Source organism: Myceligenerans cantabricum (assembly GCF_054777735.1).
The window spans coordinates 186,219-210,812 of sequence record NZ_BAAHAJ010000011.1; the positions used below are offsets into that span (position 1 = coordinate 186,219).

21 protein-coding genes and 1 riboswitch are annotated in these 24,594 nt (G+C 72.0%); of the genes, 7 read left to right on the plus strand and 14 right to left on the minus strand.

From position 1 onward, the window contains the following. Nucleotides 1–30: 30 nt before the first annotated feature. From ACYU96_RS15460 to serC, 4 genes are all read right to left on the minus strand, one after another. Nucleotides 31–1,302, minus strand: coding sequence for an aminotransferase class I/II-fold pyridoxal phosphate-dependent enzyme (locus ACYU96_RS15460; RefSeq protein ID WP_460755886.1), 1,272 nt, complete (start codon nucleotides 1,300–1,302; stop codon nucleotides 31–33). A gap of 112 nt (nucleotides 1,303–1,414) precedes the next feature. Further along, complete coding sequence (locus ACYU96_RS15465) at nucleotides 1,415–2,416, minus strand: universal stress protein (RefSeq protein WP_460755313.1); 1,002 nt, start codon at nucleotides 2,414–2,416, stop codon at nucleotides 1,415–1,417. 127 nt (nucleotides 2,417–2,543) lie between these two features. After that, nucleotides 2,544–3,350, minus strand: coding sequence for a C40 family peptidase (locus ACYU96_RS15470; protein WP_460755315.1), 807 nt, complete (start codon nucleotides 3,348–3,350; stop codon nucleotides 2,544–2,546). Further along, nucleotides 3,350–3,536: riboswitch (cyclic di-AMP (ydaO/yuaA leader) on the minus strand. It overlaps the preceding gene by 1 nt. Before the next feature lie 165 nt (nucleotides 3,537–3,701). Continuing rightward, nucleotides 3,702–4,820, minus strand: coding sequence for a phosphoserine transaminase (gene serC, locus ACYU96_RS15475; RefSeq protein ID WP_460755317.1), 1,119 nt, complete (start codon nucleotides 4,818–4,820; stop codon nucleotides 3,702–3,704). A 97-nt stretch (nucleotides 4,821–4,917) separates the two neighbouring features. On the opposite strand from serC, the gene ACYU96_RS15480 reads away from it, so the two are divergent. The 3 genes from ACYU96_RS15480 (at nucleotide 4,918) to ACYU96_RS15490 (ending at nucleotide 7,868) form a co-directional block, all read left to right on the plus strand. Beyond that, the gene (locus tag ACYU96_RS15480; RefSeq protein WP_460755319.1) at nucleotides 4,918–5,628 is read left to right on the plus strand and encodes a metal-dependent transcriptional regulator; all 711 of its coding nucleotides are present in this window, start codon (nucleotides 4,918–4,920) and stop codon (nucleotides 5,626–5,628) included. A gap of 320 nt (nucleotides 5,629–5,948) precedes the next feature. After that, nucleotides 5,949–6,893, plus strand: a complete 945-nt coding sequence (locus ACYU96_RS15485; protein WP_460755322.1) for an MHYT domain-containing protein — start codon at nucleotides 5,949–5,951, stop codon at nucleotides 6,891–6,893. Nucleotides 6,894–7,022: 129 nt separating this feature from the next. Further along, a complete protein-coding gene (locus ACYU96_RS15490) occupies nucleotides 7,023–7,868 on the plus strand; it encodes a CAP domain-containing protein (RefSeq protein ID WP_460755325.1) in 846 nt (281 codons plus the stop codon). Between the two features lie 70 nt (nucleotides 7,869–7,938). Here the strand turns inward: ACYU96_RS15490 and ACYU96_RS15495 are convergent, their stop codons facing one another. The 3 genes from ACYU96_RS15495 to ACYU96_RS15505 form a co-directional block, all read right to left on the minus strand. After that, nucleotides 7,939–9,414 carry an NCS2 family permease gene (locus ACYU96_RS15495; RefSeq protein ID WP_460755328.1) on the minus strand — a complete coding sequence of 492 codons (1,476 nt, stop codon included), beginning with the start codon at nucleotides 9,412–9,414 and terminating at the stop codon, nucleotides 7,939–7,941. Nucleotides 9,415–9,502: 88 nt separating this feature from the next. Beyond that, nucleotides 9,503–10,165 carry an HAD family hydrolase gene (locus tag ACYU96_RS15500; protein ID WP_460755331.1) on the minus strand — a complete coding sequence of 221 codons (663 nt, stop codon included), beginning with the start codon at nucleotides 10,163–10,165 and terminating at the stop codon, nucleotides 9,503–9,505. Between the two features lie 13 nt (nucleotides 10,166–10,178). After that, nucleotides 10,179–11,498: a hypothetical protein gene (locus ACYU96_RS15505; protein WP_460755333.1), complete on the minus strand. Its 1,320-nt coding sequence runs from the start codon at nucleotides 11,496–11,498 to the stop codon at nucleotides 10,179–10,181. Between the two features lie 272 nt (nucleotides 11,499–11,770). On the opposite strand from ACYU96_RS15505, the gene ACYU96_RS15510 reads away from it, so the two are divergent. The 3 genes from ACYU96_RS15510 (at nucleotide 11,771) to ACYU96_RS15520 (ending at nucleotide 15,115) form a co-directional block, all read left to right on the plus strand. Continuing rightward, nucleotides 11,771–13,300 (plus strand): lipopolysaccharide biosynthesis protein, encoded by a 1,530-nt coding sequence (locus ACYU96_RS15510; protein ID WP_460755336.1) that lies wholly within the window; start codon nucleotides 11,771–11,773, stop codon nucleotides 13,298–13,300. A gap of 2 nt (nucleotides 13,301–13,302) precedes the next feature. Beyond that, on the plus strand, nucleotides 13,303–14,040 hold the full coding sequence (locus ACYU96_RS15515; RefSeq protein WP_460755338.1) for a hypothetical protein: 738 nt from the start codon (nucleotides 13,303–13,305) through the stop codon (nucleotides 14,038–14,040). Between the two features lie 127 nt (nucleotides 14,041–14,167). Then, nucleotides 14,168–15,115, plus strand: coding sequence for a sulfotransferase family protein (locus ACYU96_RS15520; RefSeq protein ID WP_460755341.1), 948 nt, complete (start codon nucleotides 14,168–14,170; stop codon nucleotides 15,113–15,115). A gap of 27 nt (nucleotides 15,116–15,142) precedes the next feature. Here ACYU96_RS15520 and ACYU96_RS15525 read toward each other — a convergent pair whose 3' ends face one another. Beyond that, nucleotides 15,143–16,096 carry a hypothetical protein gene (locus ACYU96_RS15525; protein ID WP_460755343.1) on the minus strand — a complete coding sequence of 318 codons (954 nt, stop codon included), beginning with the start codon at nucleotides 16,094–16,096 and terminating at the stop codon, nucleotides 15,143–15,145. Between the two features lie 119 nt (nucleotides 16,097–16,215). Here ACYU96_RS15525 and ACYU96_RS15530 point away from each other — a divergent pair, with 119 nt between their 5' ends. Further along, nucleotides 16,216–17,202: a sulfotransferase family protein gene (locus ACYU96_RS15530; RefSeq protein ID WP_460755346.1), complete on the plus strand. Its 987-nt coding sequence runs from the start codon at nucleotides 16,216–16,218 to the stop codon at nucleotides 17,200–17,202. Nucleotides 17,203–17,215: 13 nt separating this feature from the next. Here the strand turns inward: ACYU96_RS15530 and ACYU96_RS15535 are convergent, their stop codons facing one another. The 6 genes from ACYU96_RS15535 to ACYU96_RS15560 all read right to left on the minus strand — a co-directional run bounded on the left by ACYU96_RS15535 (nucleotide 17,216) and on the right by ACYU96_RS15560 (nucleotide 24,501). After that, nucleotides 17,216–18,079, minus strand: coding sequence for a glycosyltransferase family 2 protein (locus tag ACYU96_RS15535; RefSeq protein WP_460755349.1), 864 nt, complete (start codon nucleotides 18,077–18,079; stop codon nucleotides 17,216–17,218). Next, nucleotides 18,076–19,044: a sulfotransferase family protein gene (locus ACYU96_RS15540; protein ID WP_460755351.1), complete on the minus strand. Its 969-nt coding sequence runs from the start codon at nucleotides 19,042–19,044 to the stop codon at nucleotides 18,076–18,078. Before ACYU96_RS15540 ends, ACYU96_RS15535 begins: the two co-directional genes overlap by 4 nt. A gap of 20 nt (nucleotides 19,045–19,064) precedes the next feature. Then, entirely contained in the window at nucleotides 19,065–20,771 is a 1,707-nt protein-coding gene (locus ACYU96_RS15545; protein WP_460755354.1) for a tyrosine-protein kinase domain-containing protein, read from the minus strand. Nucleotides 20,772–21,047: 276 nt separating this feature from the next. Then, nucleotides 21,048–22,043, minus strand: a complete 996-nt coding sequence (locus ACYU96_RS15550; protein WP_460755357.1) for a glycosyltransferase — start codon at nucleotides 22,041–22,043, stop codon at nucleotides 21,048–21,050. Further along, the gene (locus tag ACYU96_RS15555; RefSeq protein ID WP_460755360.1) at nucleotides 22,040–22,849 is read right to left on the minus strand and encodes a glycosyltransferase family 2 protein; all 810 of its coding nucleotides are present in this window, start codon (nucleotides 22,847–22,849) and stop codon (nucleotides 22,040–22,042) included. The genes ACYU96_RS15550 and ACYU96_RS15555 overlap by 4 nt, the downstream gene beginning before the upstream one ends. Before the next feature lie 98 nt (nucleotides 22,850–22,947). Then, nucleotides 22,948–24,501, minus strand: coding sequence for a sugar transferase (locus ACYU96_RS15560; protein WP_460755362.1), 1,554 nt, complete (start codon nucleotides 24,499–24,501; stop codon nucleotides 22,948–22,950). Nucleotides 24,502–24,594 lie beyond the last annotated feature (93 nt).

The following is a 24,594-nucleotide window of genomic DNA, read 5'->3' on the forward strand; positions in this document are numbered from 1 at the left end:
TCCTCCGGGCCGGCGCCGTGCGTCCCTTCCCTACTCCCCGGCGACCGCCTCGGCAGCCGCCAGCAGCACACAGGTGGCGACGCCGTCCATCGCCGAGACGATCTCCGCCAGCGGCGGCATGGACGGCGCGAGCCGGAGGTTCGCGTCCTCGGGGTCCCGCCCGTACGGGAACGTCGCCCCGGCCGGGGTCAGCGCGATCCCGGCCTCCTTGGCCAGCGCCACGACCCGCGCGGCAGTCCCCGGCACGACGTCGAGCGACACGAAGTAGCCGCCCTTCGGGTCGGTCCAGGACCCCACCCCGTACTCGCCGAGCCGCTCGTTCAGGATCGACGTGACGGCGGCGAACTTGGGCGCGAGGATCTCGCGGTGCCTGCGCATGTGCTCCCGCACGCCGTCGGCGGACCCGAAGAACAGGGCGTGCCGCAGATGGTTCACCTTGTCCGGCCCGATGGACGCCTTGGCGAGGTGCTTCTTGTACCAGGAGACGTTCGCCGCCGACGCGGCGAGGAACGAGACGCCGGCGCCCGCCCAGGTGATCTTGGACGTGGAGGCGTACATGACGACGCGGTCCGGGTTGCCGGCCTCCTCGGCGAGCCGGAGCGCCGGGGCGGTCCGCGTCTCGGTGTCGGTGAGGTGGTGCAGCGCGTAGGCGTTGTCCCAGAGGATGCGGAAGTCGGGCGCGGCGGTCGGCATGGAGACGAGGGCGCGGGCGACGTCGTCGGTCACGACCGAGCCGTCGGGGTTCGAGTACGTCGGGACCACCCACATGCCCTTGATGCTCGGGTCGCCGGCGACGAGCCGGGCCACGGCCTCGGCGTCCGGACCGTCGGCGGTCATGGGGACGGTGATCATCTCGATCCCGAGCTCCTCGCACACGGAGAAGTGCCGGTCGTAGCCGGGGACCGCGCAGATCCACTTCACCTTCTCCTCGCGCGACCACGGCGCGGGGGACTCGGGGAAGCCGAACAGCATCGCCCAGGCGACCGTGTCGTACATCAGGGTGAGCGACGCGTTGCCGCCGGCCAGCAGCTGCGCGGCCGGGACGTCGAGCAGCTCCGCGAAGATGGCGCGCAGCTCGGGCAGGCCGTCCAGACCCCCGTAGTTGCGCACGTCCGTCCCGGCCGCGTCGTGAGATCGCGTCCCCGGCAGCGCCAGCATGGCGTCCGAGAGGCCGAGCTGCTCGGCGGACGGCTTGCCACGCGTGAGGTCCAGTTTCAGGCCCTTGGCCTGGAGCGCCGCGTAGGCCTCACGCAGCTCGGGAAGGGCCGCGGAGAGCGCGGCGGCATCGGGGGACGACGTCATAGTGGTCACCCCGAGAACCCTACGCGCCAGTCCGGTACGCCCGCATCGTCAGTCCGCGAGCGAGGTCCGCGGACCGGGCGGCAGGGCCTCCGGCAGGCCGCCACGGCCCGGCTCAGCCGTCCTCGTGGCAGTGGCGGTTGACCACCAGGACCGGGCACGCGCTGTGGTGCAGCACGGCCTGGCTGGTCGAGCCGAGCAGCAGGCCGCGGAAGCCGCCGCGGCCCCGGGACCCCACCACGACGAGGTCCGCGGCCGTGGAGAACTCGGTGAGCAGCTCCGCGCCGGTGCCGTCCAGCACGATCCGGCGGATGCGCATCCCCGGGTGCAGGGCCTCGTGCTTGTCGACGATCGCGTCGAGCCCCGCGGAGATGTCGGCGAGCACCTGCTCGTGGTCGATGTTCGACGGCAGCCACGCCAGCAGCCCGGCCCCGGACCCCACCGGCACGCCGGCCACGGCCGACAGCTCGGCGCCCCACGCCTGCGCCTGCTCGATCGCCTGCGTGAGCGCGGCCTCGGCCTGCGGCGACCCGTCCACACCGACGACGACGCGCCGCACCCCGGGGCCGTCGCCCTCGGTCTCCCGCGCGTCCCCGCCGTCGTGCCCGGCGGAGGTACGGCGCCCGTCGGCGTTCTCGGCCCGGGCGGCGGCGTCGGCCCCGGACCACATGGCGTGCTCCCCCGAGCTCAGCGGGACCACGACGACCGGGCAGTGGGCGTGCGCGGGCAAGGCCGAGGACACCGTGCCGAGCAGCCGTTCGGTGAATCCGCCGCGCCCGCGCGTGCCGACCACGGCGAGCCCGTGGTCCGCGGAGAGCTCGACGAGCACTCCCGCCGCGTCGCCGGTGGCGACCGACGTGGTGACCCGGGCGCCGGCGGCGACGGCACGCTGCTCGGCCTCGTCCAGGACGGCCTTCGCGCCCTCCGCCATGGAGGCGTCGTCGAACGCGGCGTACCCGCCGTCCAGCGAGGCGGCCGTGAAGGAGGGCAGGGTGTAGCTGCTCACGAGGTGCAGGGACCAGCCCACCTTCTCGGCCCAGGCCACCGCCCAGTCGAGCGCATGCATGCTGGCGGCCGATCCGTCGACTCCCACCAGCACGACCTCTGACCGAGTCATCCGCGTCCTCCTCGTCGGCGCGTGCATCGTCGCGGACCCACGCTATCGCAGACGCACGAGAGCCGGGCAGGGACCATGGCCCCTGCCCGGCTCCGCGGGAGGTGTCGGTACCGCGTGGGCGGAAGGATCAGTACCGGATGAAGATCGGGTTGCTCATCCAGATGGTGCGGAACTGGACGGTGTCGCCCGGCTTCGGGGCGTCGATCATGGTGCTGCCGCCGGCGTAGATGCCGACGTGGCCCGGGGCGTAGACGAGGTCGCCGGCCACGGCCTCGGAGGCCGACACCTGCGTGCCGCCGGCCGCCTGGGACGAGGACGAGTGCGGGAGCGAGATGCCCACCTGCGCGTACACGTACGCGGTGAAGCCGGAGCAGTCGAAGCCGCTGGGGGTCGTGCCGCCGGACACGTAGGGCGTTCCCACGTAGCGCGACGCGATCGAGATGATCTCGCTGCCGTTGGCGGATGCCGGGGCGGACGAGGTCTCCGTCGTGGTGGTCGCCGTGGCGGCAGCCTCGCCGGCGGCCTCCTCGGCGGCTGCCGCCGCCGCGGCCTCTTCCGCGGCCTCCTCCTCGGCGGCGAGCTGTGCCTGGTACTCCTCGTTCTCGGAGGCAGGTGTCACGGAGACGACGCCGGACTCGGCGGCCATCTTGGCGTCGCGGGCGACGGTGACGACCGGGGCGGCATCGACGACCGCGCTGGCCTCGCTGCTGAGGGCACCGAGGTCGAGGGCGCTGAGCTTGGTGAGGTCGTCCTTCACGGTCTCGCCGGGCGCGGCCTGCGCGGCCGCGGCGCCGAAGGTCGAGACGAGGATCCCGCCGGCTGCGGCCGCGACGGCGGTGCGTCGGCCGAGCTGGGAGTTCTGCACGAGATCGGTGAGCGGAGTCACGGGACGACGCGCGGAGCGGTGGCGTCCGGCGGCAGTGCGTGCTGTCACGAGTATCTCCAGATCGCCTACGAGGTCAGCTGTCGGGTTCGAGTGGGAGAACACCCGGCCGCGTGTCCCGAAGGCCACGCCGCTTCACCCCAAGGACGCACCCTGGCGCCCAGAATCGGGTCCCCCGCCCCTGTCATACGGATCGTGGGGTCCCCGACCGGTGACAGGGTTCGGCGTCCGCCCGGGGGCTCGTCGACCTTGAGCCGTCGAGCGTGCCGAACCTACCCCAGCGCCGACGGGAATGTCACGCTCCGGCAACGGAAATAGGCCCCACCGACCATTATCGCGACAGATTCCACACATCCGTGACGACGTCGCCCGGTGCCGCGAGCCGCGGCGCACGCCCCGGCGTCAGCCTCGCAGCCGCTCCACCACGTGGTCCACGCACGCCGTGAGGGCCGCGACGTCGTCCGGCTCGACGGCCGGGTACATGCCCACGCGCAGCTGGTTGCGACCCAGCTTGCGGTAGGCGAACACGTCCTGGATCCCGTTCTCTCGCAGGACCGCGATCACCTCGCCGGCATCGACGGTGTCGTCGAGGTCGACGGTGCCCACCACGGTGGAGCGCTCCTGGGGCCGCTCGACGAACGGAGTCGCCCACTCGCGCGACTCGGCCCATCCGTAAAGATTCTGGGCAGACGTCGCGGAGCGCTTCACGGCCCAGTCGAGCCCGCCGTTGCCGAGGATCCAGTCGAGCTGGTCCGCCAGCAGGACCAGCGTCGCGACGGCGGGCGTGTTGAGCGTCTGGTCCTTGCGGGAGTTCTCGACCGCCGCCGTGAGGGAGAGGAACTCCGGGACCCAGCGCCCGCTCGCCTCGATCCGGCCCGCCCGCTCGACGGCCACAGGCGACAGGACGGCGAGCCACAGACCGCCGTCGGCCCCGAAGACCTTCTGCGGCGCGAAGTAGTACGCGTCCGTCTCGGTCAGGTCCACCGGCAGCGCACCCGCGCCCGACGTCGCGTCCGTCAGCAGGAGAGCGCCGTCGCCGGCCCCCGCGACGCGACGGACCGGGGCCATGGCGCCGGTCGACGTCTCGTTGTGCGGTGTGGCGTACGCGTCGACACCCTCGGCGGCGGCGAGGTGGGCGACCGTGCCTGGCTCCGTCTCGATCACCTGCGAGTCCTCGAGGAAGGGGGCGCGCGACGTCGCCTGCGCGAACTTGCCGCCGAACTCGCCGAACACGGCGTGCTGCACGCGGCGCTCCACGAGGCAGAGCGTCGCCACGTCCCAGAACGCCGTGGCCCCGCCGTTGCCGAGCACCACCTCGTACCCGTCGGGCGCGCCGAGCAGGTCGGCCACGCCGCTCCGGATCCGGCCGACCAGGCTCTTGACCGGATCCTTCCGGTGGGAGGTGCCGAGCAGGCTCGGCGTGTCGAGGAGGCGACGCACCTGCTCCTCGCGCACCTTGGAAGGACCGGAGCCGAACCTGCCGTCGGCGGGAAGCAGGTCGGTGGGGATCGTCGTGGCCATCTCTGAACTGTAGTTCGGGACGCCGACACGACCACGGGGTGTTCCACGTTCACGGATAGGCTTGGTCCGGGGCTGAGGCAGAGAACATGGAGTTGACGTGACCGATCTGATCGACACCACCGAGATGTACCTCAAGACGATCTACGAGCTGGACGAGGAAGGCATCACACCGCTGCGCGCGCGCATCGCGGAACGACTCGGGCACTCCGGGCCCACGGTGTCGCAGACGGTCGCACGCATGGAACGTGACGGCCTCGTCGTCGTCACCGGTGACCGGCACCTGGAGCTCACCGAGTCCGGGCACGACAAGGCGATGCGCGTGATGCGCAAGCACCGCCTGGCCGAGCGCCTCCTCACGGACGTCATCAAGCTCGACTGGGAGCACGTGCACGTCGAGGCGTGCCGGTGGGAGCACGTGATGAGCGAGCTCGTCGAGGAGCGCCTGATCGGCCTGCTCGACCATCCCCACGCCGACCCGTACGGCAACCCGATCCCCGGGCTCGCCGAGCTGGGCGAGAACTTCTCCGAGCCGCCGTACCTCGAGGGCGTGGCGGCCCTGCCCACCCTGTTCGAGTCGGCGGCGAAGAAGGGGGAGCCGGGGCCGTCGTCGGCCACGCTGGCGCGGATCGCCGAGCCGCTGCAGGTCGACGTCGAGCTGCTCGCCCGCCTGTCCGACGCCCGTATCCTCCCGGGCGCACGGGTCACGCTGGCGTTCGCGGACGGTATCTACACCGTCGGCGCCGAGGGCGCGGAGACCGTGCTCGATCTCCCGGAAGACCTCGCAAAACACCTTTTCGCGGCCGTATAACAAGTTTCCTGGACGACGACGGCGCGAGCGCGATACGGTCCGCACTCGCGCCGTCGCCATGCTCCGAAGAGGATGTGAACGTGCACATCAACCGGACCTATCGAAATGAAACGACCACTCCATGTTTTGTGGTGAAAACTTTCGATAGTGAACCCTGGTCGCTATTGTCCGTTCGGAGCAGCATCGGTAACGTTGCGATAACGACCCGCCCCCCGGAAGACCGGGTCGAGCACAGGAGGGCCCTGCGTTCAGCAGGGCCCGCGTCTGTCCCCCAGACGGGCGGCCGCTACGAGGAAACTCTGAGAGGCCAACAACTGAACATGTCCATCACCGATCACCTCGCCTACGGGTTCATCACTCCCGTTCTCGCGTTCCTGCTGTCGTGCACGGGTTGCGCCGTAGGCCTGTCCTGCACCTCCCGTTCTCGGGCCGCCTCCGGCTTCGCCCGTGCCTCGTGGCTGATCCTCGGTGCCGTCGCCATCGGCGGGACCGGCATCTGGGTCATGCACTTCGTCGCCATGCTGGGCTTCGCCCCGCAGGGCGTGTCCGTCCGTTACGACGTCCCGCTCACGCTGCTCAGCGCCGGTGTGGCGATCGTCGTCGTCGGCGTCGGGCTCTTCATCAACCAGATCGGCGGGCAACGGCTGCCCGGCATGCTGATCGGCGGGTTCCTGGCCGGCGCCGGCGTGGCCACCATGCACTACATGGGCATGGCGGCCATGAAGATGAACGCCACGATGTCGTTCGACGGCACCTACGTCGTCGCGTCCGTGATCATCGCGATCGTCGCCGCCACGGCGGCGCTGTGGTGCACCACGCACATCCGCGGCGCCATCGCGACCATCATCGCGACCGTGGTCATGGGCGTGGCCGTGACCGGCATGCACTACACCGGGATGATGGGTGTGCGCGTGTCCGGCTCCACGGACGTGGTCCCCGAAGGCGTCTCCACCGGCGAGCTGCTGGTCCCGCTCGTCATGGCCGTGTCCGTGGTGACGCTCCTGCTGGTGCTCGTCGTCGGTCTCTGGCCCACGGAGTCGGAGCTCCGGGCACAGGTCGAGTTCGAGAAGCGCCTGAAGGAGAGCCAGGAGCGGGAGAGCACCCGCTCCAGCGGCGCACCGAGCCTGTCGGCCACGGCCGAGGCACTCCGCGCCGGCCACACCACCGCGGGCGCGCACGCGGCCTACCACCGGGAGGACTCCGGACAGGGAAACGACCCCGACGACACGTCCAAGCTCCGCCCACGCTCGATGCAGTTCCGCTAGCCGCACGGCGGTCCACGGCGGACGGCCCCGGCCCACCCGTCAGGACCCGGACGTGCGGACGCACGGCAAGCACCATCTCCCCCCAGAGAAGCGACGCCCCCGGGCGCCGCACGAAGAGGTCGACGACTCATGGCACGACGCCCCAAGCCCCCGGACGAGGCGTCCGCGGACGCACCGCACACCGCTGCCCGCCTGCTCACGCCGATCCTGACCCTCGCCACAGCGCTGGCACTGTCCGCCTGCTCCGTCACGCTCAACCCGGGACCGGGCGAGGCGGCGTTCGGAACGGGCGAGCCACAGCTCGGCGAGGCCTCCGCCCCGGTACGGAACGCGGTCGCGGCAAGCAGCGAGCCCGGCGTGAAGAACCGGACTCCGCCCGACAGCCGCGACGACGCGTCGGTGGTCGGCGTGGAGACCGAGAGCGGCACCATCGACGTCCGGCCCGCCCCGGAGCCGTCGCCGGACGAGGAGGACGGTGACGGCGGTTCGACGCCCGGCCAGGGCGACGACGCCGACGACACCGGGGACGGCGGGGCAGGCGGCGACGACGACGGCGGCGACGGCGGGTCGGGCGGCGACACCGGGGCGGAGCCCGACCTCAGCGAGGCCGTGCAGTACGCCCAGGTGCTCGAGGACGAGGTGAACCAGCGCCGCGAGGAGAACGGCCTCGCGGCGCTGGTCCACGACGACTGCGCCTACGACGTCGCGCTCGAACGGGCCGAGGCGATCCGGGGGCAGGAGCTCGCACACGCTCCCCTGGAGCCGATCTTCGATCGCTGCCCGACCTCGACGGTCGGGGAGAACCTGGCCCGGGGCGGCTGGAGCCCGGCCGAGGCCGCGGACGGCTGGATGAACTCCGAGGGGCACCGCGCGAACATCCTCAACGCGGGCTTCACCCGCGGCGCCATCGCGTGCATCAGCGAGGACTCGTCCTACGGGCCGCAGATGACCTGCGCGCACGTCTTCCTGGGCTGACTCTGTTCTCCGGTGCCGCCGGGGCAGCGGGTCGTGGGCCCGCTGCCCCGGCGGCACCGGAGGACAGGAGTCAGATGCCCAGGGCCGTGCCGATCGGGCCCTGGAGGAAGTAGACCAGGAACAGGGCCGCCGTCACCCACAGCAGCGGGTGGACCTGCTTCGCCCTGCCGACCGCGAGCTTGATGACCACGTAGGAGACGACGGCAGCGCCGATGCCCGCCGTGATCGAGTAGGCGAACGGCATGAGGATGATCCCGAGGAACGCCGGCACGGCGACCTCGAGGTTCTTCCAGTCGATCCCGGTGATCTGCGCGACCATGAGCAGGCCGACCACCACGAGCGCGGGCGTCGCGGCCTCGTAGGGGATCACCTTGACGACGTCCACGAAGAACATCGACACCAGGAAGCACAGGCCCGTCACGACGGACGCGAGACCGGTCCGCGCGCCGTCACCGACACCGGTCGCCGACTCGATGTAGCTGGTGTTGGACGAGACCGAGCCCGCACCGCCGGCGGCCGCCGCGATCGAGTCCACGATGAGGATCTGCTTGGTCTTCGGCGGGTTGCCCTGCTCGTCGAGCAGCTTCGCCTCCGCGCCGACGGCGACCATCGTGCCCATCGTGTCGAAGAAGTCGGCGATGAGGAGCGTGAACACGAGCAGGAGCGCGGCGACGACGCCGATCTTCTCGAACGAGCCGAACAGCGAGAACTGGCCGAGCAGCGAGAGGTCGGGAAGCCCGAACCAGCTGTCCGGCACGGCGGGCACGTTCAGCCGCCACGCGGTCGGCACGGGCTCGTCGGGCGTGGTGCCACCGGCGCCCACGACGGCCTCGACGACGACGGCGAGCACCGTCGCGGCCACGATGCCGATCAGGATGGCGCCCTTCACCTTGCGCACCATGAGCACGATCGTCAGCAGCAGCCCGACCACGAAGACCAGCAGCGGCCACGACCCCAGCGAACCGCTGATGCCCAGCTCGACCGGCGTCGCCTGGGAGGCGGGGATGCGCACGAAGCCGGCGTCGACCAGGCCGACGAACGCGATGAAGAGGCCGATGCCGACCGAGATCGCGACCTTGAGGTCGTGCGGTACCGCCTTGAACACGGCCTCCCGGAGGCCCGTGAGGACGAGGATCAGGATGACGAGGCCCTCCAGCACCACGAGCCCCATGGCGTCGGGCCAGGTCATGCCCGGCAGGGCCGCGATCGAGAAGGCGACGACGGCGTTCAGCCCGAGCCCGGCGGCGAGCGCCATCGGGTAGTTGGCGACGACGCCCATGAGGATGCTCATGACGCCGGCCACGAGCGCGGTCGCGGCGGCGACGGCGGCCAGGTTCGGCGCGGAGCCACCGCCGAGGAAGCTCCCCTCGAAGCCGTCGTCCTGGACCGTCCCGATGATCAGGGGGTTCAGGACGAGGATGTAGGACATCGTGAAGAAGGTGACGAGGCCGCCGCGGATCTCGGTGGCGACGGTGGAACCGCGGTCGCTGATGCGGAAATACCGGTCGAGCACTCCGGGTGCCTCCGGTGCTTGCTTGGACGCCATGACGTGGTGATCCTCCGTGTGCGTGGTCGTGCTGCAGCCGGAAATCTACGTCAGGAATGTTTCGCGGAGGGCTCTACCCGGGAACAGTTCAGACAAGCTCTGCCATGTCCTCGGTCACCTCGTCGGCCCCGGCCTCGAGCAGGATCTTGACCTTGCCGGGGGTCCGGGCGAAGCCGACGGCTGGCACGCCGGCGGCGCGCGCGGCCCGCATGTCGCCGGCGGAGTCGCCGATCATGACGGCATCCGCGGCCGGGATGCCGATCCGGGTGAGCGCGCCGCGCACCATGAACGGGTTCGGCTTCATGAGGTCCGGGCGGCGCGGCGGCCGGCCGATGATCAGCTCGACGTAGCCGGCGAGGTCGACCCGGTTCAGGAAGGCTTCGATGGCCTCGGGAGCGTTGTTGCTGATGATGACGACCTCCTGCCCGCGCTTGGCGGTGGCCTTCAGCATCTCGCGGGCGCCGGGGGTGGGTTCGGACCTGGCGGCGGCCGCAACCTCGGCCTTGATGCAGGCGTCGTCCGTCATGCGGATGGCGACGCGGTCGAGGGTGCCGGCGTGGCGCAGCACCTCGAGGTGGTCCTTGGTCTTGTCGAGCGAGCGGGGGACCGGTACGGCGGCATTGAAGAGACCGCGCCGGGCGTCCTCGGCGGCGTCGGCGGCGACGCTCGGGGGCATGAGCCTGGTGACCGGACCGTCGAAGTCGAGCAGGATCGCCGATGCGGCCTTCACGATCTTCGATGCTTCAGGCATGCCTCGCAGTGTTTCAGATCGGTCCCGTTCGTGCAGGTTGACCTGGAGCGCGGCGCGCTCCCGGCTGCCCGAAGGCGAGGGACAGGACGGTGGCGAGCGCCACGGTGTACAGCACCTCGTTGTGGGTCGAGTAGAACGACGTCGCACCGACGAACCCGACCAGGAAGAGCGCGAACCCCCACTCGCGACGCCGGAGGAGCGCGACGCAGGACGTGGCGAGCACGATGACGTAGAGCCCGGCGACCCAGAGCGGGAACTCCAGGGCGATCGATCCGATCGACGAGTGCATCGGCGCGGTCCCGGCGACGATGTCGTTGATCGGCAACCGGTACCTGGACAGGTCGACCTCGCTGGCTGCCAGCGTGCCGGCGTACCCGCCCGGTGTGACACCCAGGACGAGGTTCTCGATGCTCTCGACCTTCAGCTCCCCGCCGGCCAGCAGGAGGTCGAGATGGCTCTCTGTCGACGCCCGTGTCACGTCCTCGGGCTCGAAGACGCGGCCGAACCCCGCACGGAACATCTCCCCGTTGCGGAGGACCATCAGGGTCGGCGCTGCGGCGAGGGCGAGCAGCAGGAGGTGGGCCAGGTACACCTTCCACGGCTCCGTCGCCTGGCGGCGGATGCCCCGGTACTCCACGAAGAACGCCACGGCCAGGAACGGCACGAGCAGGTAGGGCAGCCGGGAGGGCGTGACCAGCGCGATCCCGAGGAACACGAGCGCGACGAGCAGGCGACCGCGCCCTCGCAGGAACCGCAACGAGGCGAAGGCGAGAAAGGCGGCGGCGAGGGACCCGTGGGACTTGTCGTCGAAGCCGAGGGTGGGGTACTGCGCGCCCTGCGCGATCTCGAGGGCGTAGGTGGCCAGCAGGAGGACGAGGCACACCGGGATCGCCCGGCGCAGCCCGTCATGGAAAGCACCCGTCGCCCCGAAGTGACGACATGCCCGGTATATCGCGATCAAATACACGGCAGTGACGAAGAAGTATCCGGAGTGGAACACCGACATCGTGTATCCGTACTGCAACGACACGGAGGCCGACGCGAGGGCGACGGACGCGACACCGAGCAGCAGCAGGAGAATGTCCTTGGTGCGCAGCAGTCGCGGAAACGCGGCCAGCAGGGCCAGCGTCCCGACGAGCTGCGCGAGGTTCGAGACGGCGAAGCGCCCGGTGAGCTTCATTCCGAAGAGCATGCCGACCACCATCACCACGGTCGACCCGACCACCAGGAGACGGGCCCGGCGAGAAAGGCCGTCCGGCGCGGGCACGGTGTCCGGAGCAGCACCGACCGCAGCCTCCGTCCGGAAGCCCTGGTCGGGAAAGAGCAGCGTCATGGTGATGCGGTTTCCTCGCGAGCTCGCGGAAGGGTCGGCTTCACGATAGTCACCGGTCGCACAACCCGCAGCGTCACCGAGCACCGTCGAAATCCGCGCGTTATGGTGTGCACGTCGGACCGGTATGGCCGTGATGTAGCACCATCAGACGCTCCGGCATCAAAGGGCCGCCGAAACGTTCGAATCCGACGTGTCGGAATGTCGAACCGTGGTTCACCGGACTCATCTTTCGAATTCCCCTGCCTGCTGGCACGTTTCGACCGGGAGGAATCGTGGCGCACGGCTCCACCTTCACGCCGACGCGAAGCCTCGGCCGGAGCGCCGCGCACGGAGGTGCCGTCACCATCGGTGGCCAGGCGGCACGGTTCGCGCTGCAGCTCGCGTCGCTGGCGGTGCTCGCCCGGATACTGAGCCCGGCCGCCTTCGGATACGTCGCGATGGTCATGGCGGTCGTCGGCATCGCCGAGCTGGTCCGCGAGTTCGGGCTGTCCAAGGCAGCGATCCAGGCGCCGGTCCTGACACGGGGACAACGGGACAACCTGTTCTGGCTGAACGCCGGGCTCGGCGTGGCGCTGTCGGCGGCGACGTTCGCCGTCGCGCCGCTCGTCGCGGCCCTGTACGGCGAGCCGGTCCTCGAACCCGTCACCCGCAGCCTGTCCGTCGTCTTCCTGCTCAACGGGTTCGGAGCGCAGTTCCGCGCCGCGCTCCAGCGCGACCTGCGGTTCACGGCCATGGCGGTGTTCGACACGGTCGGCCCCGCGCTCGGGCTCGCCGGCGCCGTGACCGTGGCGCTCCTCGGCGGCTCCTACTGGGCGCTCGTCGTGCAGCAGCTGCTCACGGCGGCGGTCGTCGCCATCGGCCCGGCGTGCGTGGCGGGATGGTGGCCCGGACGTCCCCGGCGGACGGAGTCGGTCCGGCCGATGATCGGGTACGGCGTCAACCTGTTCGGCACCCAGGCCCTGACCTATCTCGGCAACAACGTGGACACCGTCGTCATCGGCATGACCGTCGGGCCCACCGCGGCGGGCCTGTACAACCGGGTCTACCAGCTCGTGAAGCTGCCGGTGAGCCAGCTCAACGCGCCCGTCGCCCGCGTCGCGCTCCCGGTGCTCTCCCGCATCCAGGACGACCCGGACCGGTACGCCCGGTACCTGGGACACGGCCAGCTCGTGCTGCTGAACGTCCTCGTCCCCGCCCTCGCCCTGGCATGGGCCGTGGCGGAGCCACTCGTCCTGGTGGTGCTGGGCGACTCGTGGCACGACGCCGTCCCGATCTTCACCCTCCTCGTGCTCGGCGGAGTCTTCCAGGCGATCGGCTTCGTCCAGAACTGGGTGTTCACCTCGTCCGGCAGGACCGGGCAGCAGCTCCGCCTGAACCTGGTGACGCGGCCGGTGTTCGTGCTGGCGGTCCTGGTCGGGAGCATGTGGGGGGTGACCGGCGTCGCCGCGGGGTACGCGCTGGCGGCGGCGCTGCAATGGCCGTTCGCCCTCTGGTGGGCGGGGCGGGTCGTGCCCGCCGCACGGGTGGGCCGGCTGTTCGGCAACGCGCTGCGCGCCGTCGTGACGTACTTCGTGGCCGCGGTCGCCGCCCACCTCGCGGTCGGGGCAGCGGGGTTCGCCGGCCCGTGGCCGTCGCTGGGGCTCGGTGCGGCCGTGCTGCTCGCCGTGCTTGCCATCGAGGCGGCCGTGCTGCCCGCATACCGCCGTGACCTGGTGCAGTGCGTCGCTGCGGTCCAGCTCCTGCGTACGGGACGCGGCGAGAGACGCCGTGACCACACCGACCGGAAGAACGGAAAGGACTGATCGTGCAGGCCTACGAATCCTTCGCCTACCTGGACGTGCAGAAGACCGGGTCGTCGTTCCTCACGAGGCTGTTCGAGAGACAGGTCGCCGAGCGGCGGACCCGGTACCGCATGCACGGCCCGCTCGAATGGTTCCCGCCCCGGGGGCGCATCCACGTGATCTCCGTCCGCGACCCGGTGGAGGCCTATACCTCGCTCTACGCCTTCGGGTGCATGGGCCGCGGGGCCATGTACGGCTCGATCACCCGGTCCGGGAACGGCGCGCTGTACACGGGGCAGCCTGCGGGCTTCGGCCGCTGGCTCGAGTTCGTGCTGGCCGCGGCCGGTGCGCGCTACCTGGATCCGCGGTCCTACCGGTGGTCCGGCGCTCACCGGTGCGCCGGGATCATGTCCTACCGTGTCGCGCGGCTGGCCGTGCCGAACCCCGTGCTCAGGTTCCGGCGAGCCCGGACCCCCGACGAGTTCCTCGCCGTCTACGACCGGTACAGCGTCGTCGACGAGTCCCTCCGCCTGGAGCACCTCCGCGAGGACCTCGAGGCGTTCGTGCGCAAGTACGAGGACCGCATCCGGTGGCGCCGTCCGGTCGACAAGGTCATCGCCGCACTGTGGCGGGAGGGCCCGCGCAACATGAGCGCCGGGATGGACCGTGCCGAGCTGCGCCAGGCCGGTGAGGAGCACCGGGCAGAGATCCTGGCCCGAGAGCCCCTGCTCGCCCGGCGCTTCGGCTACGGGGACACGTAGCCCGACCGAGGCCCGAGGCCGTGACCGACCGCCGAGCACGACCGGCGCACGCAGCGTCCGGGCACAGTTGCGACAGGGCGTCCCGGTCGACGTGCGGACCCGGACGGTCGCCGTCAGGGTAGGAAGCATGTCGATCGTTCCCTCGCCCTGGGAGTCCCACCGCCTGGTGTTCATCGGCGGGATGCACCGGAGCGGCACCACGCTCGTCGCGGACGCGCTCGGGTCGGTACCCGGCAGCTCGGGGCTCCGGAACACCGGCGTCCCGATGGACGAGGGGCAGCACCTGCAGCGGACGTACGTCGGCGCGCTGGGGCGGATGGACCGGTGGGCGTTCGCGCCCGAGGCGCACCTGACCGAGGACGACGCGTTGCCCGACGCCGCCTGGCAGCTCTGGGACGCCTGGTCCCCGTACTGGAACCTCGGCGCGCGCTTCCTGGTGGAGAAGTCCCCGCCGAACCTCACCAAGATGCGGTACCTCCAGGAGCTCTTCCCGGACGCGCGGTTCATCGCCGTGACCCGGCACCCGGTGGTGCAGTCCCTGGCGATGCGGAAGTGGGCCGGCCTGCGCACCGGCCGCTACGGTGTCGGGCTGCCACGGCTGATCGAGCACTGGGTGCACGCGCACGAGGTCTTCGCGGACGATGCCGAGTGCATCGAGAACCTCCTGGTGGTGCGGTACGAGCACCTGATACGCGAGCCCGGGGAGGTGCTGTCGCGGGTGGCGGAGTTCCTCGGGGCCCCGCCGATCCCGGACGACGGCGTCGACGTGCGCCGCAGCGACACCTACGAGCGCGCGTGGTGGGCCTCGGCGTCGGGCGTGGTGCCGCGCGCGGTCGAGCACGTGCGCCGGGCCGGGCGCCGTCCCTGGCGGGCCAGGCACCCGGTGGCCCGGGAGATCGCCGACCCGATCCTCCTGCCCAGGTACCGGCGCGAGGTGGCAGAACGGTTCGGCGCCCGGATCGCCTCCCTGGGATACGACGTCGACGCCCTGCACGACGCGGCCCCGTGGGGCTCGCCCGCGCACACCGCGGAGCCGCGTCAGGAGCGGTTCTGGCGACCGCTGCTCCACGACTGACAGGCGGGCGTGCGCGCCGACACTCCCTCAGGCGTACGAGCTGAAGTCCGGGGTGAACAGCGTCTCGCGGTGCGGGAAGAACCGGCGGCGGACGACCTCGTTCGTCTCCGCGTAGCGGTCGTAGAAGGCCATCGCCTCGTCACGGCTCACCACCGGCCCGCCACCACGGAAGAGGCGCTCCACCGCGCGCGCCACCGGCGCCCGTACCGGGTTCTTGCGGCCCAGCACGAACCGCGGCAGCACGGCGTTGATCGTGCCGAGCACCCGCAGCCCGCGCGGGCTGAGCGAGGGGTTCGCCCGCCGGACCGGCCGGCGCAGCGCCACCGGGAGGTCCGCCACGTCCCGGAAGTCGTCGACGATGCTGCCGCCCACGAGCTCGTCCCGCTCGTAGGTACGTACCCGCACGCAGCGGTCCCCGAACACCTCGGCCCACCGCTCCACGAGCGCGCCGTAGTCGAAGAAACCCGGCTGCGCCGGCCTGCCGGACAGCGGGTCCCCCGCCGGCAGGCCCGCCTTGAGCCGGGTGCTGTACAGGCTGAGCGCGGCCTCGTGCTGCGGGCGGAGGTAGACGACGACGGTCACCTCGTCGCAGAACCGCCCGAGCAGGTCCCGCAGCGTGGCGACCTCCGCGACGCTGCGCAGCCGGCTCTGGCAGTGCTCGCTGCTCAGCAGCAGCACCTCGGGCTCGCCCGACGCCGCCAGCTCCTCGGCCAGCTCGCGCTCCACGGCCCGGCGGTGCGCGGCGGCCTGCTCCGGGCCCGTCACGTTCGCCCAGCGGCGCAGGTCGTCGACGCGGGCCGGGTCCGCCGCGTACGTGACGAGCCTCGTGTGGCTCACGACGCGGCCGGGACGCAACGACGACGGGTAGCAGACGCGGTGCCGCCGTAGCTCGGCGGCCTGGTCGACGAGGGCCGTCTGGATGGCCGTCGTACCGGTCTTCTCCGCGCCGATGTGCAGGATGCCCCGGGGAATTCGGCCCATGTCCGACGACGTTACCCACCGATCCGCGACGGCGCGCCCTGGGCACCGTCCGCACCCGGCGACGCATCGTCCGCGCACTGCGGATGCCCGAAGCACCTGGCCACGTGAGACTTGATCCGATGAACCTCCACGAGCAGCGCCGGGAAGCGGTCTTCGTCGTCGGCTCCGGCCGCAGCGGGACGAGCACGTTCGCGGGCGTCCTCCGCCGCCTCGGGCTGCACGTCCCCGCCCCGGAGGTGGTGGCCGACCGGAGCAACCCCCGGGGCTTCAACGAACCCCGTTGGATGGTGGACCTGCACGACGACGTCCTCCGGCGCGCGCAGGTGGCCGTCGCCGACCCCCGACCGGGTGCGGGCGCCGAGGCCGAGCTCGCCGCCGCCCGCGCCCGCACCGTCGACGCGGCCACCGTCTGGCTCGACGAGCACTTCGCGGCCGCCGACCACCTCGTGCTCAAGGACCCGCGGCTGATCTGGTTCATCGACCCCTGGCGCCACGCCACCGGGGCGGCCGGGGCGCGGGCGTCCTTCGCGACGTTGCTCCGCTCGCCGGCGGAGGTGGTGAGCAGCAAGTCCACCTACTACGGGCCGCAGCAGGCAGCGGACGGCATCGCGATGTGGGTCAACGGGATGCTCCGCACGGAGCTCGTGACCCGCGGCGCACCGCGCGCCTTCGTCCGCTACGAAGAGCTGCTGACCAACTGGCGGCCACCGGTCCGCCGGGCCGCCCGCACGCTCGGGATCGAGCACGCGCTGCGGGACGACGCCGCCGCGACAGCCGACGTCGACTCCTTCGTGGACCCGCACCTGCGGCGCGTCTCGGCCGGCTGGGAGGAGCTCGCCATCCCGCCGTACCTGCGCGACGTCGCCGAGCGCACCTGGGACCATCTGTCCACGCTGGCCTTCCCGGACGCGGACACTCCCGGCGCCTATCCGGCGGCCGACACCCTCCGCGCCGACTTCGCCCGTGCCTGGACCCGCCTCGACGACGCGTCCACCTACCGCCGTGCTCGCAGGCTGCTCCCCCGCCGGGCGCTCGGCATCCTCCCGCCGCGCCTGCGCAGCCGCCTGGGCCGCGCCGCTCGTCGTCTGATCACCGACCGGGTCTGACCCGGTCGGTCCCTCAGAGGCAGAGCGTCCGTTCGCGCCAGCTGCCCACCACCCGGCCGGCGCGGTTCGCCACGAGACCGATGCCGCGCCGCCGCTGCACCCCACCCTGCCCCCCGACCAGGATGAAGACGAGCGCGCCGCCCACCACGAGCGGGAACCGCCACGGCGCCGGGCGCGGCATACCGTGCCGCCGGAACTTGCTGAGGAGCTTCGCCCGGCCCTTGCCGTAGTTGAAGTACTGCCGCGCGATCGCCCGCACGCCGTCGCGCTCCACGTAGCGGACCGCCGCGCCCGGCACCGCCGTCGTCGCGAAACCCGCGAGGTGCGCCCGGAAGAAGAAGTCTGACTCGTCTCCCCCGCCCCGGAACGACTCGTCGAAGCCGCCGAGCCGCTCCCAGACCTCCCGCGCGAACCCGCAGTTCGCGCCGAACGGCCGGGGCACGTCCGGCCAGGTGACGCGTTCGACTCCGCTCTCCCGGACGGTCACAGTGCCGTCCGGCAGCTCACGGATCAGGTCTCCCCCGACGCACGGGCGGCCGTCCGCGCGGGCCCGGTCCATCGCCGCGAGCCAGCCCGGCTGCACCTCGTCGTCGCAGTCGCACAGCAGGACGAACGCGCCGCGGGCATGTTCCACCCCGATGTTGCGGGCGTGGTTGATCCCGCGCACCCGGCCGGCGTCGGCGCCCCGGACGCGCGGGTCCCGGGCGGTGTAGCCGGCGACGACGTCGCGGCTCGCGTCGGTGGACCCGTTGTCCGCGACGACGATCTCGAACGCGCTGTCGACCTCCTGCGCCAGGAGCGCGTCGAGCTGCCGCGGGAGGCTCTCGGCGCCGTTCAGGCAGGGGATGACGACGGAGATGACCGGCTCCTCGCTCATACGCCGATCGCCTCCCGGGTGCCGGCGACGACGTCGGCCAGCGCGCCGAAGTCCGCCCGCTCCTCGCGCAGCCTGCTCGACGTCGTCCGCCGGGCGAGCTCGAGCGCACGCGGGCTGCGGGCCAGCTCGCAGGTCTCCAGCAGCCCTTCGAGTGTCTTCGCCGGGTGCAGCGCCAGGTCCTCGTAGCGGACGATCTCGTCGACCGCGTCGCCCGCGGCGAGGATCGAACGCATGCCCAGCGCCCACTCGGCGGCGGCCTTCTCCGCCGGGCCCGCCGCGCGGCCGGTCGACGCCAGCGCCGCGTCGACCGCCGCGTCGGCCGGGACCAGCTCGGCGCGCATGTGGTCCCACTTGCTGTCGGCGACGCCCCACCAGTCCTGGCCGTCGTGGGCGTTGCGCTCGTTCCAGGCCAGGACCGAGCTGACGAAGTCGTCCGGGCGGCGCACGATCGCGACGATCTTGCAGTCCGGGAACACGGCCCGCAGGAACGGGATGCGGTAGGTCATCTCCGGGTACTTGTCGACCAGCCGGCCGGCCCGGACCGTGGCCAGGAAGTAGCCGAACAGGTTCTCGGCCCGCTCCCGGACCTCCGGCGTCGCATCGTCCCCGTCGAGCCGGAACCGTCCGCGCGGCGCGTAGAAGCCGCTCACATCCTCGCCGCCGTGGACCAGGTTCCAGATCATCTTCGGCTCGTTCAGCCACGCCACGTCGCGGTGCGCGCTGAGCAGCCGGCTCAGGTGAGTCGTCCCGGACCGCCCGATCCCGACGACGAACACCGGCCGGTCTACCGTCCCGCGGAGCCCGAGATGCAGCCCCACGTCGAGGTTCGTCCGGACCGCCGGGTTGAACCACTGCCCGCGCACCACGGCGGGACGGCCCTCGAAGAACACGTAGGCGGCGAGCCGGCGCAGGGCCGGGGAGAACCCGGCGGTCCGCACGTACTCTCGATCGATCTGCGCAATCACTCTGCTGCTCCTTGCTCGCCTCAGTGGGGAGAGTTCACGGGCGGCCACGGAAGCCGGCCCGGCAGACTCTTCGCCCACGGGCGCCGTGCCGGCCACGCGCGGGCGGCGGCGGCGTCGTCGGCCGCCCGCTCCGCCGTGGTGGCGCGGCCCACCGCCCTCGCGTCCACCGCCCGCCGCGCGGCCTCCGCCGCCCTGCTCGCGGCGCCCGACGCCCGGCTGCCGACGGGGTCCTTCACGGCCGGAGCCGCCCGGCCCGTGCCATGACCCGCCGGGCGCCGGACGGCGCGGCGCCCGAGCCGCCCCAGGCCGGCGAGGCTCGGCAGGCCGAGCACGCTCTCGCGCTCGTCGCCGAGTTTCCCGCCCGACGGCGAGTCGTCGTCGCTCGAGTAGTACTGGTACCGATAGCTGGACCGCTCGGCGACCTCGCTCCGGTTCAGGACCGTGCCGACCAGGTCGGCGTCGACGGTACGGAGCGCTCCGGCCGCCTCGTGGACGTGCGCCTTGTGGGCGACGCCCGCGCCGACGACCAGGATCGCACCACCCGTCATCTTCGCCAGGATCGCGCCGTCGGTCACCGGCAGCAGCGGTGCGGAGTCGATGAGGACGACGTCGTACTGCTGCGTGAGCCGCTCGATGGTCCGTACCATCTGCACCGACCCCAGCAGCTCGCTCGGGTTCGGCGGGATCTGGCCCGACGGCAGCACGTGCAGGTTCTCGTTGCCCCACGGCTGCATGGCGTCCTCCAGCTCCACCTTGCCGATCAGCACGGTGGTGAGACCCACGGAGCCCTCCAGCCCGAGGTACCGCGAGACGCTCGGGCGGCGCAGGTCGCCGTCCACCACCGCGACCCGCGAACCGGCGTCGGCCAGCGCGATCGCCAGGTTGATCGACGTCGTCGACTTCCCCTCCCCCGGCAGCGCCGAGACGACGACGAAGCACCGTGAGCTGCTGCCGACCTCGAGGAACTGGAGGTTCGTCCGCAGGCGCCGGAACGCCTCGGCGCGCTGGCCCTGCGGGCTGTCGGAGACGATCAACGGCCGCGTGGACGTCCCGGCCTCGAACGGGATGGTGCCGATCACGGACGCGCCGGTGATCGTCTCGACGTCGTGCGGGGTGCGGACCCGGGTGTCGAGCAGGTCGCGCAGCACCGCGATCCCGATGCCCACCACGAGGCCCGCCAGCAGTCCGAGCACGATGTTCAGCGCCGGGCGGGGCGAGGCCGGCACCACAGGCGACGTCGCCTCACGGATCGTGCTGACCTCCACCGGGGAGGTGCTGCTCCCCTCCTCGGTCTCGAGCTCAGCCACCACGGTGGCCAGGCTGTCCGCGATGCCGTTCGCCACGCTCGCCGCGATCGACGGTGACTCGTCGTCGACGGCGATGTTGATCAGCACCGTGTTCTTGGGCCGGTCGGACGAGACACGGGACGCGAGCGACGCGGGGGTGTCCGCGAGGCCGAGCTCCTCGATCACGGGTTCGAGCACCCGAGGGCTGGTCACCAGCTCGGTGTACGACGTCACCTGCTCGGCCGAGAAGTTCCGGCCGGCCACGAGCGCGTTCACCGAGTCTTCTCCGCCCCGCACGGAGACGAAGACCTGGGACGACGCCTGATAGCGCGGCGTCGCCAGCATCGTCACGACCACGGCGAGCACGAGAGCCGCCGCAATGGTCGCCACGATGGTCATCCAGTACTTGCGGAGAATGCCGAGATACTCAGCCAGTCCCATGAGGCCTCCGGGCCCGGAGTAGACAGAAGAATCCGACGGGAGCGCCTTTTTCCGCGCGGCGCAAAAATCGCCCGCCTCCCGCTGGGGAGCGTATCCCGACAGGTTCGGGACCGCGCGTCGACAAGGCGTTGCGCACCGGCCCCGACCACGCCGACGGTGACCCACGCCTTCGCGAGGAAAGCACCCGAGGAGGAATTCCTTCCGGCATCACACCCGTCCGATCCTCGATGCATTTCTGCCGGACGCGACGCGCCGTGCCCGACCGATCACGGGCACTCAACGGTTGGTGCGGCGCCAGGCCCGGCCCGCCGGGTAGCCGAGCATCTTTGCCACGTCGCCCGTGAGGACCACGGCCGGGACCGCCGCCAGGAGGCGGAGCGTCCCGAGCACGCCGTGCGGGCGCCGCCGCCAGGCGCGGCGGAAGTACCTGGCGCAGTATCCGAGGAAGCCGAGCACGAGCAGCGGGCGGGCCACCAGGGGGTGCGGGGCGAGCAGACCCACCATCCCGGTGGCGTACGCCCCGTAGCGCAGGGCGTGCCGCTTCGGCCAGAGGCCGGCCTTCCCGTCGCCGCGCGCGTACCTGTAGTACTGCTTCACGTACCCGCGCCAGGTGTCACGGGCGGCCCAGCGGGCGACCGCGGCGGGCGCGAAGACGAAGCGGAGCCCGGCGCGCTTCATCTCGAGGTCGAACACCAGGTCCTCGCAGTAGTCGAGCCACTCCGGGTAGCCCTGCGCCACGCGCCACGCGTGCCGGGTGACGAGCAGCGAGCGGCTGGACGGGAGGAACGTCTCCGGGTCGATCTCGTCGGGCAGCGGCATCAGCACCGTGGCGAACAGCCGCTCGTGCCACGAGCTCCACACGGGCTCGAAAAACCCTGAGACGACGTCGACGTCGTCCGTCCTCGCCGCGAGCAGCGCGCCGAGCCAGCCCGGGTCGAGCCGGGTCCCCGCGTCGGTGACGGCGATCAGGTCGTGCTGGGCACGCTCGATCGCGAGGTTCCGGCCCTCGGAGATGTTGGCTCCCGCGGACTCGACGAGGGTCAGCTTCACCGTCGCGGTCTCGCCCCAGGCCTGCAGGAGGGACATGGTCGCGTCCGTGGACCCGCCGTCGACGACGACCACCTCGTCGGGCAGCATCGTCTGCGCGGACAACGACTCGAGGAACGCCGGGAGGCTGCGCTCCTCGTTCAGCACGGTCATCGCGAGCGACACCAGCGGGACGGCGTTCCGCCGCCTCCGGGCCGCGCGGCTCTCCCCCGCACCGGCGGTCATGCGCGCGCCCCGACGAACGGGCCCGCGGAGTCGACCCGGTGCAGCTGCTCGGCACGCCGGCCGACCGGGACGAGGCAGTACGGGTGCTTCCGGTAGAACCGCCAGGCGGCCGCGACCTCGAGCCGCCAGGCCCGCGCCGAGAAGCCCCGCCCGGTCTCGCGCCCCCAGCCGTGCTGCCAGCGCACGTCGCCGTCGATGCGCACACCCAGCCCGTTCTGCCAGGCCCGCACGCCCAGGTCGGCATCCTCGTAGTAGACGAAGAACCTGTCGTCCCAGCCGCCGAGGGCCTCGAACGCGGACCGCGTGATCGCGATCGCGGCGCCCATCGCCCACACGACGCCGACCAGCTCGCCCCGTCGCGCGAAGCGCTGGTACCGCGCGTCGGGCAGGCGGAGGAGGTGCTTCGCCTTCCGCGTGAGGAAGGGCGTGCCCCGGCCGTTCTCCTGCAGCGTCCCGTCACCGTTGACCAGCTGCGGCGCGACGATGCCACCGTGCCGGCGGGCGCCGTCGGCGAGCGCGGCGATCCCGTCCTCGGTGACCGTGACGTCGGGGTTGCAGAAGATCAGCACGTCGGCGTCGGCCGCGGCGGCGCCGAGATTGTTGGCCGCGGAGAACCCGCGGTTGGCGGGCAGCTCCAGCACACGCGCTCCCATCGCCCGGGCGATCCGCGCGGAGCCGTCCGTCGACGCGTTGTCGACGACGATCCACGGGTAGCGGCCGAACGGCCGGTCCCGCCAGAACTCCGTCAGCGTGCGCGCGCTGTTGTAGGTCACGGTGATCAGGGTGACGTCGCCGTCAGGGCCCACGGACTCACTCCTCTGGTCTCTGCTGGATCACACCGGCGCCCGGACGGGCACCAGGGCGCGGGGCGCCAGCGGCCCCGGTGCGGGGCGCCGGCCCCCGGTCAGTAGGCCCCGCTCGGCAGGAAGACCTCCCGCGCCGTACGCAGGAGGATCCCCACGTCCCCGAGCAGGGACCAGTTCTCGACGTAGTACAGGTCCAGCCGCACGCTCTGGTCGACCGGCAGGTCGTTCCGCCCGCTGACCTGCCACAGCCCGGTCAGCCCGGGCTTGACGAACAGCCGGCGCTTCCACATGGCGTCGTACTGCCGCACCTCGTCGGCGACCTGGGGGCGCGGCCCCACGAGGCTCATGTCGCCCTTGAGGACGTTGACGAGCTGCGGGAACTCGTCGATCGAGTACTTGCGCAGGAAGCGCCCGATCGGCGTCACGCGCGGATCGTCCTTCGGCTTGTAGAAGACGCCCGCCTCCGCGCCGAGCGTCTCGGTCAGCTGCCCCTCGGCGCCCTGGCGCATGGACCGCAGCTTGTACATCGTGAAAGGCGCGCCGTTCAGTCCGATGCGCTGCTGCTGGAAGAAGGCCGGCCCGCGTGAGGTCAGCCTCACGAGCGCGGCGCAGACGGCGAGCGGCACGAGCGCGACCGCCAGGATCAGCACCGCCCCGGCCAGGTCGAAGGCACGCTTGGCGGCGTGCTGCAGCCCGGTGTAGCCGGGATGCGTCAGCTGGACCATCGGCGCACCGTCCACGGGCGTGACGACGAGCCGCGGGGCCGCGACGTCTGCCAGCCCCGTCACCACCACGAGGTCGGCGCTGGTGGACTCCAGGTCCCAGGCGAGCTGCTTCAACGCGGCGGGAGTCGCGTCCTCGTGGGCGGTCACCGCCACCGCGTCTGCCTCGACGCGCGCCGCGACCTCGGCGGCCTGCCCGACGCTGCCGAGCACCGGCACGCCGTCGAGCGGCGACGCCGACCCGACACCCCCGCGCACGCACACACCGACGACCTCGAAACCCGCGCTGCTCGCGCGCTCGATCCGCCGCCCCAGGTCCCGGACGGCCTCGCGCGACCCGACCAGCACGGTGCGGCGGCGGCACTCCCCGCGCCGGCGTCGCTCGTGCAGGCGCCGCTGCAGCAGCCAGCGTCCGAGCAGCACGAGCGCGAGCCCCACCGGAAGCGTCACCGCCACATAGGAGCGCGCCAGGTCGAACTTCGCGAGGAAGCAGATCACCGCCAGCAGCCCGAACAGGGCGAGCGACCCGCGGACCACGCGCACATACTCCTCGCGGCCCGACCCGAGGACCTCCGGCCGCCGCGACCCGGCGAGGCCGAGCGCGAGTGCCCACCCCTCCACGAGCACGACGCTCAGCAGCACGTACAGCCCGCCGCGCGGTTCGAGCAGGTCCACCTCGACGGCCCTGTCGAACCGCAGGAAGTATCCGAGGCCGACGCCGAGGCTCACGGCGATCAGGTCGTGGAGCAGCGCCCGGGCGTTGAGGCCGTCCTGCCAGCGGGCGGCCGCACCGCGCCGCGGGCGCGGGATGTCGATGTGGAACGCGTCCGGGCTCTTCGTGTGCACCGGTGGCGCCGGGAACTGTTCCTTCAGCACCTTCGTCGTGCGATCCACGGCGGAGACAGGCACGGCGTCTCTCTCGATCGTCACGTTCTTCCCCGAGATCACTCGCTACGGGTCACCGGGCCGTGCGCTACGCCCCTGGCAGGGGGAGACGGCGCACGGCCCGGTGAGGGATTCCAT

What these genes read in the sequence shown, in the direction of transcription:
- ACYU96_RS15550 (WP_460755357.1), bottom strand. Translation starts at nt 22,043, where the DNA reads ATGACCGCCGGTGCGGGGGAGAGCCGCGCGGCCCGGAGGCGGCGGAAC.
- ACYU96_RS15465 (WP_460755313.1), bottom strand. Translation starts at nt 2,416, where the DNA reads ATGACTCGGTCAGAGGTCGTGCTGGTGGGAGTCGACGGATCGGCCGCC.
- ACYU96_RS15545 (WP_460755354.1), bottom strand. Translation starts at nt 20,771, where the DNA reads ATGGGACTGGCTGAGTATCTCGGCATTCTCCGCAAGTACTGGATGACC.
- serC (WP_460755317.1), bottom strand. Translation starts at nt 4,820, where the DNA reads ATGGCCACGACGATCCCCACCGACCTGCTTCCCGCCGACGGCAGGTTC.
- ACYU96_RS15505 (WP_460755333.1), bottom strand. Translation starts at nt 11,498, where the DNA reads ATGACGCTGCTCTTTCCCGACCAGGGCTTCCGGACGGAGGCTGCGGTC.
- ACYU96_RS15460 (WP_460755886.1), bottom strand. Translation starts at nt 1,302, where the DNA reads ATGACGTCGTCCCCCGATGCCGCCGCGCTCTCCGCGGCCCTTCCCGAG.
- ACYU96_RS15485 (WP_460755322.1), top strand. Translation starts at nt 5,949, where the DNA reads ATGTCCATCACCGATCACCTCGCCTACGGGTTCATCACTCCCGTTCTC.
- ACYU96_RS15535 (WP_460755349.1), bottom strand. Translation starts at nt 18,079, where the DNA reads ATGAGCGAGGAGCCGGTCATCTCCGTCGTCATCCCCTGCCTGAACGGC.
- ACYU96_RS15490 (WP_460755325.1), top strand. Translation starts at nt 7,023, where the DNA reads ATGGCACGACGCCCCAAGCCCCCGGACGAGGCGTCCGCGGACGCACCG.
- ACYU96_RS15495 (WP_460755328.1), bottom strand. Translation starts at nt 9,414, where the DNA reads ATGGCGTCCAAGCAAGCACCGGAGGCACCCGGAGTGCTCGACCGGTAT.
- ACYU96_RS15500 (WP_460755331.1), bottom strand. Translation starts at nt 10,165, where the DNA reads ATGCCTGAAGCATCGAAGATCGTGAAGGCCGCATCGGCGATCCTGCTC.
- ACYU96_RS15525 (WP_460755343.1), bottom strand. Translation starts at nt 16,096, where the DNA reads ATGGGCCGAATTCCCCGGGGCATCCTGCACATCGGCGCGGAGAAGACC.
- ACYU96_RS15520 (WP_460755341.1), top strand. Translation starts at nt 14,168, where the DNA reads ATGTCGATCGTTCCCTCGCCCTGGGAGTCCCACCGCCTGGTGTTCATC.
- ACYU96_RS15530 (WP_460755346.1), top strand. Translation starts at nt 16,216, where the DNA reads ATGAACCTCCACGAGCAGCGCCGGGAAGCGGTCTTCGTCGTCGGCTCC.